General features: G+C 72.2%; 12 protein-coding genes and 1 pseudogene. 2 read left to right on the forward strand and 11 right to left on the reverse strand.

The window, feature by feature from the left end; all coding sequences use genetic code 11:
• The 3 genes from WN71_RS41360 to WN71_RS39140 form a co-directional block, all read right to left on the reverse strand.
• Nucleotides 1–842, reverse strand: an 842-nt coding sequence (locus WN71_RS41360; protein ID WP_240529927.1) for a chaplin, incomplete at its 3' end; no start/stop codon positions are given.
• Nucleotides 843–951: 109 nt separating this feature from the next.
• Nucleotides 952–1,179 (reverse strand): chaplin, encoded by a 228-nt coding sequence (locus WN71_RS39135; RefSeq protein WP_046586934.1) that lies wholly within the window; start codon nucleotides 1,177–1,179, stop codon nucleotides 952–954.
• A 366-nt stretch (nucleotides 1,180–1,545) separates the two neighbouring features.
• Nucleotides 1,546–1,956 carry a rodlin gene (locus tag WN71_RS39140; protein ID WP_046586937.1) on the reverse strand — a complete coding sequence of 137 codons (411 nt, stop codon included), beginning with the start codon at nucleotides 1,954–1,956 and terminating at the stop codon, nucleotides 1,546–1,548.
• 270 nt (nucleotides 1,957–2,226) lie between these two features.
• Here WN71_RS39140 and WN71_RS39145 point away from each other — a divergent pair, with 270 nt between their 5' ends.
• Entirely contained in the window at nucleotides 2,227–2,637 is a 411-nt protein-coding gene (locus WN71_RS39145) for a rodlin (protein ID WP_046586939.1), read from the forward strand.
• A 231-nt stretch (nucleotides 2,638–2,868) separates the two neighbouring features.
• Nucleotides 2,869–3,279, forward strand: coding sequence for a rodlin (locus WN71_RS39150; protein WP_046586941.1), 411 nt, complete (start codon nucleotides 2,869–2,871; stop codon nucleotides 3,277–3,279).
• Between the two features lie 136 nt (nucleotides 3,280–3,415).
• Here WN71_RS39150 and WN71_RS39155 read toward each other — a convergent pair whose 3' ends face one another.
• The 8 genes and pseudogenes from WN71_RS39155 to WN71_RS39185 all read right to left on the reverse strand — a co-directional run.
• Nucleotides 3,416–5,350 carry an AMP-dependent synthetase/ligase gene (locus WN71_RS39155; RefSeq protein ID WP_046586944.1) on the reverse strand — a complete coding sequence of 645 codons (1,935 nt, stop codon included), beginning with the start codon at nucleotides 5,348–5,350 and terminating at the stop codon, nucleotides 3,416–3,418.
• Between the two features lie 112 nt (nucleotides 5,351–5,462).
• Complete coding sequence (locus WN71_RS39160) at nucleotides 5,463–6,995, reverse strand: vWA domain-containing protein (protein ID WP_046586946.1); 1,533 nt, start codon at nucleotides 6,993–6,995, stop codon at nucleotides 5,463–5,465.
• Between the two features lie 223 nt (nucleotides 6,996–7,218).
• Nucleotides 7,219–8,094 carry an ABC transporter permease gene (locus WN71_RS39165; protein ID WP_046586948.1) on the reverse strand — a complete coding sequence of 292 codons (876 nt, stop codon included), beginning with the start codon at nucleotides 8,092–8,094 and terminating at the stop codon, nucleotides 7,219–7,221.
• Nucleotides 8,091–10,814 carry a CocE/NonD family hydrolase gene (locus WN71_RS39170; protein WP_046586950.1) on the reverse strand — a complete coding sequence of 908 codons (2,724 nt, stop codon included), beginning with the start codon at nucleotides 10,812–10,814 and terminating at the stop codon, nucleotides 8,091–8,093. The genes WN71_RS39165 and WN71_RS39170 overlap by 4 nt, the downstream gene beginning before the upstream one ends.
• Before the next feature lie 287 nt (nucleotides 10,815–11,101).
• Nucleotides 11,102–12,502 (reverse strand): APC family permease, encoded by a 1,401-nt coding sequence (locus tag WN71_RS39175; protein ID WP_046586953.1) that lies wholly within the window; start codon nucleotides 12,500–12,502, stop codon nucleotides 11,102–11,104.
• Nucleotides 12,503–12,813: 311 nt separating this feature from the next.
• Nucleotides 12,814–14,316 carry a CoA-acylating methylmalonate-semialdehyde dehydrogenase gene (gene mmsA / locus WN71_RS39180; RefSeq protein ID WP_046586956.1) on the reverse strand — a complete coding sequence of 501 codons (1,503 nt, stop codon included), beginning with the start codon at nucleotides 14,314–14,316 and terminating at the stop codon, nucleotides 12,814–12,816.
• A pseudogene (locus WN71_RS43145) lies at nucleotides 14,313–14,534 on the reverse strand (3D-(3,5/4)-trihydroxycyclohexane-1,2-dione acylhydrolase (decyclizing)); the annotation flags it as partial. The gene mmsA and the pseudogene WN71_RS43145, both read right to left, overlap by 4 nt.
• A 238-nt stretch (nucleotides 14,535–14,772) precedes the next feature.
• Nucleotides 14,773–15,036: Cgl0159 family (beta/alpha)8-fold protein (locus WN71_RS39185; RefSeq protein ID WP_420856569.1), on the reverse strand; the 264-nt coding region annotated here is incomplete at its 5' end.

Consider the following 15,036-nt stretch of genomic DNA (forward strand, 5'->3'; position numbering starts at 1 on the left):
GTGTGGTCGCCACCGCCGTAGGGGGGCGGCGTGTGGTGACCGCCACCGTGCGGCGGAGGCGTGTGCTCGCCGTGCGTGGGGGGCGGGCTGTGGTGGCCGCCGTGGTCGCAGTTCTCGTCGTGCCCACCGGGGCCGGGACGGTGGCCGTGCTCGTGACCGTACCCCTGCTCGGGCGCCGAGGGACGGCCACCGTGCTCGTGACCGTACCCCTGGTCCTGGCCGGACGGACGGCCGTGCTCGTGACCGGAGTCGTGCTCGGGGCTCGCGCTGGGGCTGGGGGTGGCCGTGGGGCTGTGCTCGGGGGCCGGGCTGTGGTCGGAGCCGTAGCCGCCACCGCCATGATCGGAGCCGTAGCCACCGCCACCGCTGCCGTGATCGGAGCCGTAGCCACCTCCACCGCTGCCGTGGTCGGAGCCGTAACCACCGCCACCGCCACCGCTGCTGTGATCGGAGCCGTAGCCACCTCCACTGCTGCTGCCGTGGTCGGAGCCGTAGCCCGGGCCGGAGTCGGAGTCGTGGCCGCCATAGCCCGCGTGGCCGGAGTCGTCGTCGGTGTGGTCGTGCGGGGCGGGAGCGGTGTCGCGGGAGGAGGAACCCGTCGTGTTCGCGCAGGAGTTGCCGAAGGCCGGGTTGAGCGCGCCGACCGGGTCGACGGTGTTGCCGCACACGTTCACCGGGACCTCGACCGGGACCGAGACGCTGTTGCCGGAGAGCACACCGGGCGAGCCCTCGGCAACGCTCGATGCGGTCGTCTCGGCCAGGGCAGCAGGGGTGCCGTAGAGGGAGAGGATGCCCGTCGCGGCGGCGGCCACGACCATTCCCTTGCTCAGGGTCTGTCGCAATCTCGTTGTCTTCCTACTGGGTGAAGTGGGAAAAGGCCGGCCCCGGAACGAAGGATGGACGCTCCGGAGCCGGCCCAGACGCAGCCGTGAGGCTGGTACGACGAGGTCGTCAGCCGTTGGCGCAGGTGTTGCCGATCGCCGGGTTGAGCAGGCCGATGACGTTGACCGAGTTGCCGCAGACGTTGATCGGCACGTGGATCGGGATCTGGATGACGTTGCCGGAGAGGACGCCCGGCGAACCGACGGCGAGGCCCTCGGCGCCCGAGTCGGCCATGGCCGGTGCGGCGGCACCGAGGGCCAGGATCAGACCCGCGACGACGGCAGCGCTCTTCTTCATGAACTTTCCCTTCTCTGCGGTCATGCCCTGTGACGGCCGAAACCGAGCGAGCACGATAGGGACGGCTCGCACCATGACCGGCAGGCTGTAGAACGAGGAATAGACGCGGGAGGAAACTCCGGAACGCGCGCCGCAGGTGAATTCACTCGATCGCTGTCAGGTAATTGACGCTGATGACCTAACGGCGAAGAAACGCTCCGCCTCGACCAGGCGCGATGATGCGCGGGAAAGACCCGGAAGGCATCCCGAAGAAGCCGCGAAGGAAGTGCGAAGAGACCGCCAGGACACTGTCGATAAAACGAAAAAATCCCGGACGGACCGCCGTGGGAAAGCGGGTCCGTCCGGGTTTTTTCTCGGGATCCGGACTCAGCGGTTGCCGGCGCCGTTGCCCGACAGGGCCGAGATGTCGTCGACGAGGTGCGACAGCGGCTCGTCGCCCTTGGCCTGGGTGGAGTTCTCGGCGCACTGCTGGTTCTGCGGGGAGGACAGGACCGGGATGTCCTGGAGGCCGAGGTTGACGGCGGCGAGCACGTTCTGCACGTTCACCTTGGCCGGCAGGCCCACGCAGAGCTTGTTCAGCGAGCCCTGGACCAGCGTGGCCTGCGGGCTCATGTCGCCCTTGGTCACGGAGTTGCCGAACGACTCGTGGGCGTCGTTGCCGCTCGCGGAGGTCGTGCCGTTGTCGTTGCCGATGGCAAGCGCCTGGGGGGCGATCGCCGCCGACGCGCCGACGACGGACGCGGCGACCGCCGCCACAGCCATTGCCTTCTTCAGCATTTGGTTTCCTTTCCTGGCCCTTGGCCATGACGCATGACCAAGACGCATGTACCTGCCTCCGCAACAACTCGGCCGATGGGGTTTGGTTGCGGCCGGTCACCCGATCGGTGCCGTCCGTCCGGCACCATTCCCCGGAATCCCGGGGCGGGCGACACCTTTCTGCATATCTGCGACGTAGGCCATCGGAGTGAATGCCAGCATCCAAACCCGGCGGCGGGAGTTGACCAGGACGCTCCGGTGGACGGGGCTTCTCCAGAAAGGGACTCTCACGTGATCAAGAAGGTTCTGGCCACCGCCGCGGTCGCCGCCTCCGTCGTCGGTGCCTCCGCGGCCGTCGCGCCCCAGGCCCTCGCCATCGGCAACGACCACGGCACCACGTCCTTCAGCGGCAACGGCGCCTCCCAGGCGTTCGGCAACTCGGCCACGTACGGCAACATGAGCCCCCAGATGGCGCTGATCCAGGGATCGTTCAACAAGCCCTGCATCGGCCTGCCGGCGAAGCTCAACGCCCAGTCCCTGATCGGCATCCTCAACGTCGGCGTCCAGGACATCCCGGTCCTGTCCTCGCCGCAGAACCAGCAGTGCGTCGAGAACTCCACCCAGGCCAAGGGCGACGAGCCGCTGTCGCACATCCTGGACGACATCTCGGCCCTGTCGGGCAACGGCACCAACAACCGCTGAGCGACGCGGGCCCGCGGGCCCGCCGCAGCACCTCCGCCGACGGCGGGCCACCGGTTTCCCGGCGGCCCGCCGTTCGCATGTTCGCGATCGCCAATCTCGATGCGCGGGCGTTCTGCGCATCATCGGACTGCGCTGCGCCGAACGGGTCAAAGCCCGCAACCCTGGCGGGGAATTCACCGTTGATGATCACGCAGCTCCCCCCAGGAGTCCGCTTTTCGAAAGGGAATCAAAATGAAGAAGCTGTGGGCATCCGCGGCCCTCGCCGTCTCGGTCGCCGGCCTCGCGGCCACCACCGCTCCTCAGGCGCTCGCCACCGGCAACGACCACGGCACCACGTCGGCCAGCGGCAACGGCGCCTCGTCGGAGTTCGGCAACTCGGTGACCAAGGGCGACATGAGCCCGCAGCTCTCGCTGGTCCAGGGATCGCTGAACAAGCCGTGCATCGGCCTGCCGGCCAAGGTGAACGCGCAGAACGTGCTCGCCCTCCTGGCCAACGTGGGCCTCCAGGACATCCCGGTCCTGTCCTCCCCGCAGAACCAGCAGTGCGTCGAGAACTCCACCCAGGCCAAGGGCGACGAGCCGCTGTCGCACATCCTGGACGACATCTCGGCCCTGTCGGCCAACGGCGCCGGCAACCGCTGAGCGTCCGCCCTCCGCTCTCCCGTCGACGGCGGGTCACCGGCTCCCCGGTGGCCCGCCGTCCGGCGTGTCAGCGGCTTCTCCCGTGGTCCGCCGTCCGGCGTGTCAGCGGCTCCCCGAGGCCCGGCCGCGGCCGCCCTCACGCGTCCGGGCGTCCGGCGCCGTACAGCTCCTCGATCTGCCGGGCGTACGCCGCCGTCACCGCGTGCCGCTTGACCTTCATCGACGGGGTCAGCAGCCCGTTCTCCTCGGTGAACTCGCCCTCCACCAGCGCGAAGGCGCGGATCGACTCGGCGCGCGAGACGGCCGCGTTGGCGTGGTCGACGGCCCGCTGCACGGCCGCGCGCATCCGCGGGTCGCGGGCCACCTCGGCGAGCGGGGTGCCGGCGGGCAGCCCGCGCACGGACAGCCAGTGCGCCACCGCCTCCGGGTCGAGGGTGATCAGGGCGGCGACGAAGGGGCGGTTGTCGCCGACGACGATGCACTGCCCGACCGGCGGCCGGCTGCGCAGCCGGTCCTCCAGGACCGCCGGGGAGACGTTCTTGCCGCCGGAGGTGACGAGGATGTCCTTCTTGCGGCCGGTGATGGTGAGATAGCCGTCCTCGTCGAGGGCGCCCAGGTCGCCGGTGGCGAACCAGCCGCCGGTCAGGACCGCGTCCGTGGCCTCGGGGTCGTTCCAGTAGCGGCCGAACACGATGCCGCCCTTGACCAGCACCTCGCCGTCGTCGGCGATGCGGACGGCGGTGCCGGGGACGGGCACCCCGACCGTGCCGGGCCGGGGCCGCAGCGGCGGGACGATCGTGGCGGCGGCGCTGGTCTCGGTGAGGCCGTAGCCCTCGTAGACGATGATCCCGGCGGCGTAGAAGAAGAGGTTGAGGTCGCGGTCGAGCGGGGAGCCGCCGCTGATGGCGTAGCGCATCCTGCCGCCCAGCTCGGCCCGGACACGGCGGTAGACGAGCAGGTCGTACAGCGCCCAGGCGGCGTACAGGGCGGGGCCGGGGCCCTTGCCCCGGTCGAGGAAGCGGTCCAGGTAGGCCTGGCCGAAGCGGACGCCGATCCGGTCCGCGCGGTCGAAGGAGGCGCCCCGGCCGATCTTCTCCGCGGTGGCCCGCCCGGTGTCGTGGATCTTCTCGAAGAGATACGGCACCCCGACCAGGAAGGTGGGGCGGAACTCCTTGAGCGCCGGGCGGAGTTCGTCCGGCTTGACGCTCGGGAAGTGGCCCGTCTCGATGCGGGCCAGCAGGCAGGCGATCTGGAGGGTGCGGCCGAGGATGTGCGCGAGCGGCAGGAAGAGCAGGGTGGAGGCGGTCTGCCGGGTGACCTCCTTGAAGATCGGGTGCAGCAGTTCGACGGTGTTGGCGGCCTCGGCGTACAGGTTGGCGTGGGTGAGCACGCAGCCCTTGGGGCGGCCGGTGGTGCCGGAGGTGTAGCAGAGGGTGGCGGGGGTGTCGGGGGTCAGCGCGGCGCGGCGCTTGGTGACCTCCTCGTCGGGGACGTCCCGGCCGAGGGCGGTGAGTTCGGCGAGGGCGCCGGCGTCGATCTGCCGGACGCCGGGCGGGGCCGGGTGCCCGGCCGTGGCCGCGGTGACGAGGGCCGCGTTCTCGGCGGTCTCGGTGACGACGAGCCGGGTGCCGGAGTCGCGCACGATCCACTCGACCTGCTCCGCGGAGGAGGTGGCGTAGATCGGCACGCTGCGGCCGCCCGCCGCCCAGATCGCGAAGTCCAGCACGGTCCACTCGTAGCGGGTGCGGGACATCACGGCGACGTGGTCGCCCGGTTCGAGGCCGCCGGCGATCAGGCCCTTGGCGACGGCGGTGACCTCGTCCGCGAAGGCGGCGGCGGTCACCGGCCGCCAGCCGTCCGGGTCCCGGCGCCGCAGGACGACGGCGCCGGGGTCCTCGGCGGCGTTGACATAGGGGATGTCGGCGGTGCTGCCGGTGTGCGGGGCCGGGGCGAGGGCGGGGGTGCGGGCCTCGCGCACCGCGCCCGCGCCGTCCTTGACGGTCTCGACGCGGGTGCGGTCCGCGAGGTCGGTGCGCTGCTTCGCCCGCTTCAGGTCCTTGCGTACGCCCATGACGGCTCCCGGTCGCGACGGTGCGTGCCCCAGTTCCTTACCGGGAAGTAAACTTACTCACGCGTAAGAAAAGGTCAATGGAAGCTCCCCAAGTCCGTTGCCCTGCAAGGCCCTAGCCCTCCAGTTCGTGTGCCTGGACGATGGCGTCGGCCAGGCGCGCCAGGTCCGTGTTCTCGGTGCTCTCCGCCAACTGCCGGGACCACGTGGCGAGTCCGGCAAGGCCGGGGTCGCCGGGGAGGGTGGTCCAGCGGCGGTCGCCGAAGCGCAGGGAGTCGGCGAAGTAGGCGGCTACGGCGGTGACTTGGAGCCCCGTGGGCGCCTCGCGCAGGGAGGAGCCGAGGGCGTCGGTCTCGATCTGGCCCGACTCCTCGTGCGGGGCGCGGGTGGCCGGGTCGAGCCAGCGCACGGTCGCGGTGGCGAGGTGTCCGTGCGCCCCGGCACGGGTGCGGACGGCGTACAGCGCGGTCACGGTGTGGCCGGGGCCGACCTCGCCGCCGTCGACGCTGTCGTCGCGGAAGTCGTCGTCGGCGACCCGCCGGTCGTCGTAGCCGACCAGGTGGAACTGCACGACCGTGTGCGGGTCGAAGGCGACCTGCGCCTTGGCGTCGCGGGCGGCCAGGCCGATGTTCCGGGTGAGGTCCCGGGCGAACACGGTGGTGGCCTCGGTCTCGTTCGCGACGTAGGCGGTGTGGCCGTCGCCCTTGTCGGCGAGGCGTTCCATGAGGGCGTCGCCGTACTCGTGCCCGACGCCGACGCCGAAGAGGGTGATGCCGTTCTCGCGGCGGGCGGTGTCGATGCGGTCGAGGATGCCGTCGGGGTCGGTGTCGCCGGTGTTGGCGAGCCCGTCGGAGACCAGCACGACCCGGTTGGTGGCGCCCTCGCGCAGGCCCGCGACCGCGGTGGCGTACCCGGTCTCGACGCCTGCGGCGAGGTTGGTGTCGTACGTCGCCGCGAGGTCGTCGATCACCTGGTGCACGCGGCCCCGGTTGTTCTTCAGCCGCGTCATGCGCAGCGCGACCCGGGCGGTGTCGCTGAAGGTGACGACGGCGACCGAGTCGTCGTCGCGCAGCCGGTCCGTCATCTTGTCCAGGCCCTTCTGGGCGAGGTCCAGGCGGCCGGGGTCGCCCATCGAGCCGGAGACGTCGACGACGAACGTGAGCGCGACGGGCGGGCGTTCGGCGTCGCTCTCGGCGGCCCGGGTGGCGAGGCCCACACGGACCAGGGACCAGTTCTCCTTGTCGGTGCGGGCGCCGTCCACGGTCACCGAGAAGCCGTCGCCGTCGGGGCGTGCGTAGTCCTGGTGGAAGCTGTTGACGAACTCCTCGGGGCGGACCGTCTCCGGGTCGGGCAGCGCGCCGTCGGCGAGGGTGGAGCGGGCGTAGCCGTAGGAGGCGGTGTCGACGTCCAGGGCGAACGTGGACAGGTGGTCGGACCGCGGGGACGGGCTCTCGCCGTCCTCCTTCCGCGCCCCGCCGGTGGGGGCGGCCGGCGCCGGGTTCCCGATGTGCTGCCGGCCGTCGTTGGACGAATCGCTCGCCGAACCGCTGTCCGCGCTGCACCCGGTGAGCAGCAGGCCGCTCACGGCCGTGACGGCGAGGAGCAGTCCGCTCCCCCGCCGGATCCCTCGTGCCCGGTGACGCTCCATCTGCCGTGCCCCCTTGGTCGATGCCTGTCACTCTTCTGTGAGAGTGACGGCGCAGGGGGCCCGGACGTGCGCCCCGGGGCGTTGCAGGTGGATCTCGAAGCGGCCACGGACCCGGCTCGCCGAGACCGGTGGGTGATCCTCCGGTGTGCCGGGGCGTGATGTGCCGGTGCGCCGGGCGTGATGTGCTCGTGTGCCGGGGCGTGCGGTGCCGTCGCGCGGCGGCCTACGAGGTGATGTCCTTGCGCGCGAAGCCGCGGAAGGCCAGGGCGAACAGGACCAGCGCGTACGTCACCGAGATCGCCGCACCCTGCACCATGCCGGAGAACTCGGGGTGCGGCTGCACGGCGTCCACCCAGGCGAACTGCCAGTGCGCGGGCAGGAAGTCGCGCCAGTGCCCGAGCGCGGTGACCGCGTCCAGGACATTGCCGACGATGGTCAGGCCGACCGCGCCGCCGACCGCGCCGAGCGGCGCGTCCGTCCGCGTCGACAGCCAGAACGCCAGTCCCGCCGTGACCAGTTGGGAGACGAAGACGTACGCCACCACCACGACCAGGCGGCCGGCCGCGGCGCCCGGATCGAGCGCGCCGCCGGTGGGGATCTCCAGGGGGCCCCAGCCGTAGGCGGCCGTGCCCACGGCGAGCGCGACGACCGGCAGCAGCACCATCGCGGCCAGGCTCAGGCCGAGGGCGACGACCAGCTTGGACCACAGCAGCCGGGCCCGCGGCACGGGCGCCGCGAGCAGATAGCGCAGGGAGGACCAGCCGGCCTCCGAGGCCACCGTGTCCCCGCAGAACAGCGCGACCGGCACGACCAGCAGGAAGCCCGCGGAGACGAACAGGTTCACCGCGGCGAAGTTGGCGCCGGACGCGGTGGCCGTGTCCATCAGGGTGACCTGGGAGTTGCGGCCGCCCGGGTCGCCGCCGACGGCGAACGCCACCAGGAGCACGAACGGCAGCAGGGCGAGGACCGCGCCCATGACCAGCGTGCGGCGCCGCTTGAGCTGGCGGACCAGTTCGACGCGCAGCGGCAGGGTGCGGCCCGCGCGGTAGCCGGGCGCGGTCCCGGCGAGGGCGGTGTCGTCGAGGACGGTGTCGCTCATGCGGAACCTCCGATCAGGGTGAGGAAGGCGTCCTCCAGGCGGCGGTACGGCGCGAAGGAGGCGACCGGCACGTCGAGCCGGACCAGTTCGGCGAGCAGCCGGGCGGCGGGGTCGTCCAGGACGGGGTCGGCGGGTACGGGGTCGGCAGGCAGGGGGGCCGCGGGTACGGGGGCGGCGGAGGCGAGGGGATCGGCGGCCGGCCTCTCGGACGCCGGTGTCAGCCGGACGAGCAGGCCGCCCTCCGTGCGGGTGGTGGTGGAGACGCCGTCCAGGGCCGTGATCTTCTCCAGCAGCGGGTCGGTGACCGGCCCCGCCAGGCCGACGAGCAGGGTCTCGCCGGAGCCCGCGATCTCGTCCACGGGGCCCGCCTGCACGAGCCGGCCGCGGTCCATGACCACGAGATGCGTGCAGGACTGCTCCACCTCGGAGAGCAGATGGCTGGAGACGATGACGGTACGGCCGCCGGCCGCGTAGCGGATCATCACCTCGCGCATCTCGCGGATCTGCGGCGGGTCCAGCCCGTTGGTCGGCTCGTCGAGGATGAGCAGGTCCGGCAGCCCGAGCATGGCCTGGGCGAGCGCGAGCCGCTGGCGCATGCCCTGGGAGTAGGTGCGCACCGCGCGGGCCAGGGCGTCGCCGAGGTCCGCGATCTCCAGGGCCTCTTCGAGATGGGCGTCCTCGGCCGGGCGGCCGGTGGCCCGCCAGTACAGCTCCAGGTTCTCCCGCCCGGACAGGTGCGGCAGGAAGCCCGCGCCCTCGACGAACGCGCCGACCCGGGACAGCACGGGTGCGCCGGGCCGGATCGCCTGCCCGAAGACCCGTATCTCGCCCGCGTCGGGCCGGATCAGGCCCATGAGCATCCGCAGGGTGGTCGTCTTGCCCGCGCCGTTGGGCCCGAGCAGCCCGAGCACCTGGCCCTGCTCGACGCGGAAGGACAGGTCGCGCACGGCGTACCTCTCGCCGGAGCCGCCGTAGCGCTTGGTCAGGCCGGTGATCTGGAGCGGGACCGCGGCGAGCGCCGGGTCGGGCGCGGGCGCGGTGGTGCGGCGGCGGCCGGTCAGCAGCAGCGCGAGGGCGACGACCGCGCCGACGGCGGGCAGCCACCACACCCAGGAGGGCAGCGGGGTCGCGGCCGTCTTCACGGCGGGCGCGGTGGGCACGTTCAGGGCGCTCTTGAGGGAGACGGTGTACGTCGCCGGGCTGGTCGGCGAGGCGTAGGCGAGGTCGGTGGAGGCGAGGACGAGACGCAGCCGGTGACCGCTCGCGACCTGGTGGTCGACGGCCGGGAGGGTGATCGTGACGTCCTTGCCCGCCTTGGCTCCCGTGACCCGGATCGGGGTCACCAGCTGGGAGGGCAGCACCTGCCCGCTGCCGCCGGGGCCGACGTCGTAGACCTTGGCGAAGAGGACGGCGTCGTCCGACGTGGACTTCACGTGGACGGTGACCGTGGGCGATCCGGTGATCCGCAGATCGCGCTTCAGGGGTGCCGATTCGAAGGCGGCGTACTGGCCGGGGAAGTCCACGGACACGCCGACGCCGAGCGAGGAGAGCTGGGCGAGGCCGCCGGAGCCGCCGAGTCCGGGCAGCGAGGAGACGGCGGGCGGGCCCGCGCCGGCCGGGTTGGCGAAGCGCTGCTCGCGGCCGGTGAGGGCGACGGCGCGCGGGGCGCTGTCCAGGCCGGGGTAGTGGTCGGCGCTCGCGCCGCGCAGCAGGGCGGCGCCGTCGGTGGAGTCGACGCCGCCGGTGCGGGTGACCCGGAACGCGGGGCCGGTGGCGGTGGACTCGTCCTTCTTCAGATAGCGGTCGAACCAGGAGCGGACCCGGGACTGGACGCGGCCGGTCTCCAGGTCGCCGCCGTCGTGGCCGCCGGAGATCCAGTCGACGTCGACGGGGGCGCCGTTGGCGCGGATCGCCTTCGCGGCCGCGTCGGACTGGGCGAGGGTGAACAGGGAGTCGGTCTGCCCCTGCACCAGCAGTGTGGGCACCTTGATGCGGCTCGCGACCGCGGACGGGGAGCGGGCCTCCAGCAGCGCGCGGGCCTGCGCGTCCGGGGTGCCGGACTCGGCGACGCGCTCGTACATCCGGCACAGGCCGGCCTCGAACGCGTCGCAGCCGCCGCCGGAGTTCACGAAGATCCCGGCCCACAGCTTCTTGAAGACGCCGTTCGGGAAGAGGGCGTCGGCCAGGTTCCAGTAGGTGAGCGCGGGGGCGATGGCGTCGACCCGGTGGTCGTACCCGGCGGCGAGGAAGGAGACCGCGCCGCCGTAGGAGGCGCCGGTGACGCCGACGCGCGGGTCGCCCGGCTTGTCGAGCTGCACCTCGGGCCGGCGGGCCAGCCAGTCGATGAGCTTGGAGACGTCGGCGACCTCGTGGTCCGGGTCGTTCAGCCCGATCTTGCCGGTGGACTTCCCGAAGCCGCGCGCGGACCAGGTCAGTACCGCGTATCCGTCGCGGGCGAGGTCCTGGGCCTGCGCGCGGACGTCGTCCTTGCTGCCGCCGAAGCCGTGCGCGAGCAGGACGGCGGGGCGGCGACCGGCGGCGTCGGTGGTGAAGTACGAGGTGTCGACGCGGACGCCGTCGCTCATGGTCATGACCCGGTCGGTGCGGTGCACGGGGGGCGGGTCGTCGGAGGCGGCGGCCGTCCAGGTGCCGGCGCCGGCCAGCAGCGCGAGGACGGCCGCGGCGGCGGCGAGCCGCCGGGGCCCCAGTCGAAGATCCATGCGTCAACCGTACGGGTCGCTGCGGGCCGCCGACGCCGCCCTGGGGCCGAACCGGGGGCCCTCCCGGGGGAGTAGGGAGCGGCCTTGCGGTACCGCATCCGCGGTATGGGGGCGGGGCGACTTGCCGTCGGGGGGTGCCGGGCGACATCCGTCGGGGGTGGTGCGACGTGGCGTCGGGTGCGGGTGCGTCGTAGCCGTTCGCGCAGTTCCCCGCGCCCCTTTCAGGGCCGGGGCGTACCCGCACGAACAAGAACGGAGCCCCCCGCAGGGGGCTCCGCTTCTGTCGGTCAGACCTGTGCGTCCTCCGGGATCGACACCAGCCAGCGGGTGTCGCGGCGGGGGCGGAGGTAGAAGGCCCAGTACAGGGTGGCGACGGCGGTGATGCCGCCGGTCCACAGCAGGTAGCTGACCTCCTGCTGGGTGAGGACGTAGGCGAGGACCACGATCAGCAGGATCGGCATCGCGGGCCACAGCGGCATCCGCCAGGCCTGCGTGTGCTTGTGCTGGCCGCGGCGGGACAGCAGCGCGGCGACCGCGACGAGCAGGTACATGCCGGTCACGGCGACGCCGGTGACGCCGTAGAGGGTGTCGAGGTTGACGAAGCAGAGCAGGGCGCCGGGGACACCGACCACGAGGGTGGCGACCCAGGGGGAGCCGAAGCGGCCGAGGCGGGAGAAGACGTTGTTGACCGGCTCGGGCCACGCCTTGTCGCGGGCCGAGGCGAACAGGACGCGCGAGTTCTGGATCACCATGACGATGCCGGCGTTGATGATCGCGAGGGCCACGCAGAGGCTGACGAAGGTGCCGACCGCGGAGTTCGACCAGGCGGTGACCATGCTGCTGATGTCGCCGCTGGTGAGGGCGGTGATGTCGGAGGCGCCCATGGTGATGGCGACGACCGGGACCAGGATGACGACCGTGGAGATGGCGAGGGTGGCGAGCACCGTGCGGGCGACGTTGCGGCGCGGGTTCTCCAGCTCCTCGGAGAGGTAGACCGCGGTCGAGAAGCCCTGGGTGGCGAAGAGGGCGATGGCGAGGCCGGATATGACGAGCATCGCCGTCACCGCGTCGGTGTGGCCGTCGGTGCCCGCGACCTGCATCGAGGTGAGGCTGCCGAGGCCGCGGTGGGCGTGGGTGAAGCCCAGCAGGGCCACGACACCGGCCGCGATGACCTCCAGGACCAGGAAGATGCCGGTGATCCACGCGTTGGCGCGCAGGTCCAGCAGGCCGGCGACGGTGGCGAGGAGCATCACGCCCGCGCCGGTCATCGCCGGGTCGAGGTGCACCACCGGGGCGAGGTAGTCGGCCGTGCCGATCGCGATCACCGGCGGGACGATCATGACGACCAGCAGCGACAGCACGAAGACAAGCCAGCCCGCGAGCCGGCCGGCCATCGTGGAGACCATGGCGTACTCGCCGCCCGCGCTGGGGATGAGGGTGCCCAGCTCGGAGTAGCAGAACGCCACGGCGATACAGAGCAGGGAGCCGATGGCGATCGTGAGGGCGGTGGCCGTGCCGAGCGAGCCGAACAGGTCGGGGATCACCACGAACAGGGTGGAGGCCGGGGTCACGCACGAGAGGGTCAGCAGAGTGCCGCCCACCACGCCGATCGAACGCTTGAGGGTCTTCGGGCTGTCGGGCGCGGCCGGTGCGGCGGCGGTCTCGACAGGGCGGAGAGTGTCGGTCATGCGACGGGGTTCCGATCGACTCGTGCGACTGAGGGTGAGGGTCGGGAGCGCTATCGCCTCCGGCGGATCGCGTATCGGTTCTCTTCGTCCGCTCCCGGCGCGAGCATCGAACCCCGACGAAAACCACCACGTCAATAGCCGTTAACCTACGGAATCCGTAGATCAAGTACGGCGCGGATCGCGTAAACAGCAGTATCGCCAAGCCATTTGGTGGGCTTGAGGAGGTGCGGGAACCGCAGCGCGGGCATCAAAAAAACGTCAAGCCGTCCGGATTCCGGACGGCTTGACGGGGGGATGGACACGCTCCGTGGTCAGTGGTTGCGCGGGAAGCCCAGGTCGACGCCCGCGGGGGCCTCGGACGGGTCGGGCCAGCGGGTGGTGACGACCTTGCCGCGGGTGTAGAAGTGCGTGCCGTCGTTGCCGTAGATGTGGTGGTCCCCGAAGAGGGAGTCCTTCCAGCCGCCGAAGGAGTGGTAGCCCACCGGCACCGGGATCGGCACGTTCACGCCGACCATGCCCGCCTCGATCTCCAGCTGGAAGCGGCGGGCCGCGCCGCCGTCCCGGGTGAAGATGGCGGTGCCGTTGCCGAACGGCGAGGCGTTGATGAGGGCGACACCCTCCTCGTACGTGTCGACGCGCAGCACGCACAGCACCGGGCCGAAGATCTCGTCCGTGTACGCCTTCGCCGCGGTCGGCACCTTGTCGAGCAGGGAGATGCCGATCCAGTGCCCGTCCTCGAAGCCCTCGACCGTGTGGCCGGTGCCGTCGAGCACGACCTCGCAGCCCTCGGCCGCCGCGCCCTCGACGTAGGACGCCACCTTGTCGCGGTGGACCTTGGTGATCAGCGGGCCCATCTCGGAGGCCGGGTCGTCGCCGGGGCCGATCTTGATCTTCTCGGCGCGCTCGCGGATCTTCTCCACCAGCTCGTCGCCGATCGAACCGACCGCGACGACCGCGGAGATCGCCATGCAGCGCTCGCCCGCGGAGCCGTACGCCGCGCTGACCGCCGCGTCGGCCGCCGCGTCCAGGTCGGCGTCCGGGAGGACCAGCATGTGGTTCTTGGCGCCGCCGAGCGCCTGCACCCGCTTGCCGTTCGCGGAGGCCGTGGTGTGGATGTAGCGGGCGATCGGGGTCGAGCCGACGAAGGAGACGGCCTTGACGTCCGGGTGCTCCAGGAGGCGGTCCACCGCGACCTTGTCGCCGTGCACGACGTTGAAGACGCCGTCCGGCAGCCCCGCCTCGGCCAGCAGCTCGGCGACCTTCAGGGAGGCCGACGGGTCCTTCTCGGACGGCTTCAGGACGAAGGTGTTGCCGCACGCGATGGCGATCGGGAACATCCACATCGGGACCATCGCCGGGAAGTTGAACGGCGTGATGCCGGCGACCACGCCGAGCGGCTGGCGGAGCGAGGAGACGTCCACGCGGCTGGCGACCTGCGTCGACAGCTCGCCCTTCAGCTGCACGTTGATGCCGCAGGCCAGGTCCACGATCTCCAGGCCGCGGGCCACCTCGCCGAGCGCGTCCGAGTGCACCTTGCCGTGCTCGGCGGTGATCAGCTCGGCGATCGCGTCCCGGTTGGCGTCCAGCAGCGCGCGGAAGCGGAAGAGGATCTCCGTGCGCCGGGCCAGCGAGGACTGGCCCCAGGTGACGAAGGCGTCCTTGGCCGCCGCCACCGCCGCGTCCACCTCGTCGACCGACGCGAAGGCCACCTTGGTGGTGACCTCGCCCGTCGCCGGGTTCGTCACGGGTCCGTAGGTGCCCGAAGCGCCCTCGACGGACTTGCCGCCGATCCAGTGGTTGACGATCTTCGTCATGACCGAGTACTCCTTCGCAGATGGCGGCGTCGGGTCGAGACGTGCCGTTCGTACAGCTCATGTGCCGTGACCGTGGACGCTCGGGTCGCGGTCGCGGCCACAGGAACATCCCACCAGGCCCGCGCGGGGGGCGCGCCCGACACTGTGTCTGCGGTTTCGGTCTCCGCGTAGACACATGTGGGAGTGTCGGCGGCCCGCGCCTCGGCGAGCCGCCCGCGCGGCTCCCCCGCGGTCCTCGCGCGGGCGGGTGCGACACGGCTGGTGCGGGACCTCCGGCGCGGGGGCCGTAGCGGGCGGGGAGTCGTCGCTCGCACTTCGCTCCTGCCAGGGCGAAGCGGCCTCCCGCGCCGGAGGCGTTCAGGGCCCGGGCGTCGTGCGACGCGCGGGCCGGGGCCGGACGGCGATCCGCCGTCCGCCGTGGCCGGGCCGCGGTGCCGGGCGCGGCTCATCGCCCGCTCACAGCAGTCCTACGGCGATGTCGACGGCGGCGGCCACGTCCCCGTCCGGCGGGTAGAGCAGCGAACGGCCGGCCACCAGTCCGCGCACGGTGGGCAGCCGCAGCGCGCCGCGCCACTTCTCGTACGCCCCGTCCTGGTCGTCGCCGACCTCTCCGCCGAGGAGCACGGCGGGCAGCGTGGAGGCAGCCAGCACCTCGGCCATGTCGTCGGGGTTCTCGGTGACCGGCAGCTTCAGCCAGGTGTAGGCGGAGGTGCCGCCGAG

This window comes from Streptomyces mangrovisoli, from assembly GCF_000974985.2.
GTDB lineage: Bacteria > Actinomycetota > Actinomycetes > Streptomycetales > Streptomycetaceae > Streptomyces > Streptomyces mangrovisoli.

Bases quoted from the DNA above. Each gene is read 5' to 3' on its own strand.
- WN71_RS39135 (WP_046586934.1), bottom strand. From the start codon at position 1,179: ATGAAGAAGAGCGCTGCCGTCGTCGCGGGTCTGATCCTGGCCCTCGGT.
- WN71_RS39140 (WP_046586937.1), bottom strand. From the start codon at position 1,956: ATGCTGAAGAAGGCAATGGCTGTGGCGGCGGTCGCCGCGTCCGTCGTC.
- WN71_RS39150 (WP_046586941.1), top strand. From the start codon at position 2,869: ATGAAGAAGCTGTGGGCATCCGCGGCCCTCGCCGTCTCGGTCGCCGGC.
- WN71_RS39155 (WP_046586944.1), bottom strand. From the start codon at position 5,350: ATGGGCGTACGCAAGGACCTGAAGCGGGCGAAGCAGCGCACCGACCTC.
- WN71_RS39160 (WP_046586946.1), bottom strand. From the start codon at position 6,995: ATGGAGCGTCACCGGGCACGAGGGATCCGGCGGGGGAGCGGACTGCTC.
- WN71_RS39165 (WP_046586948.1), bottom strand. From the start codon at position 8,094: ATGAGCGACACCGTCCTCGACGACACCGCCCTCGCCGGGACCGCGCCC.
- WN71_RS39170 (WP_046586950.1), bottom strand. From the start codon at position 10,814: ATGGATCTTCGACTGGGGCCCCGGCGGCTCGCCGCCGCCGCGGCCGTC.
- WN71_RS39175 (WP_046586953.1), bottom strand. From the start codon at position 12,502: ATGACCGACACTCTCCGCCCTGTCGAGACCGCCGCCGCACCGGCCGCG.
- mmsA (WP_046586956.1), bottom strand. From the start codon at position 14,316: ATGACGAAGATCGTCAACCACTGGATCGGCGGCAAGTCCGTCGAGGGC.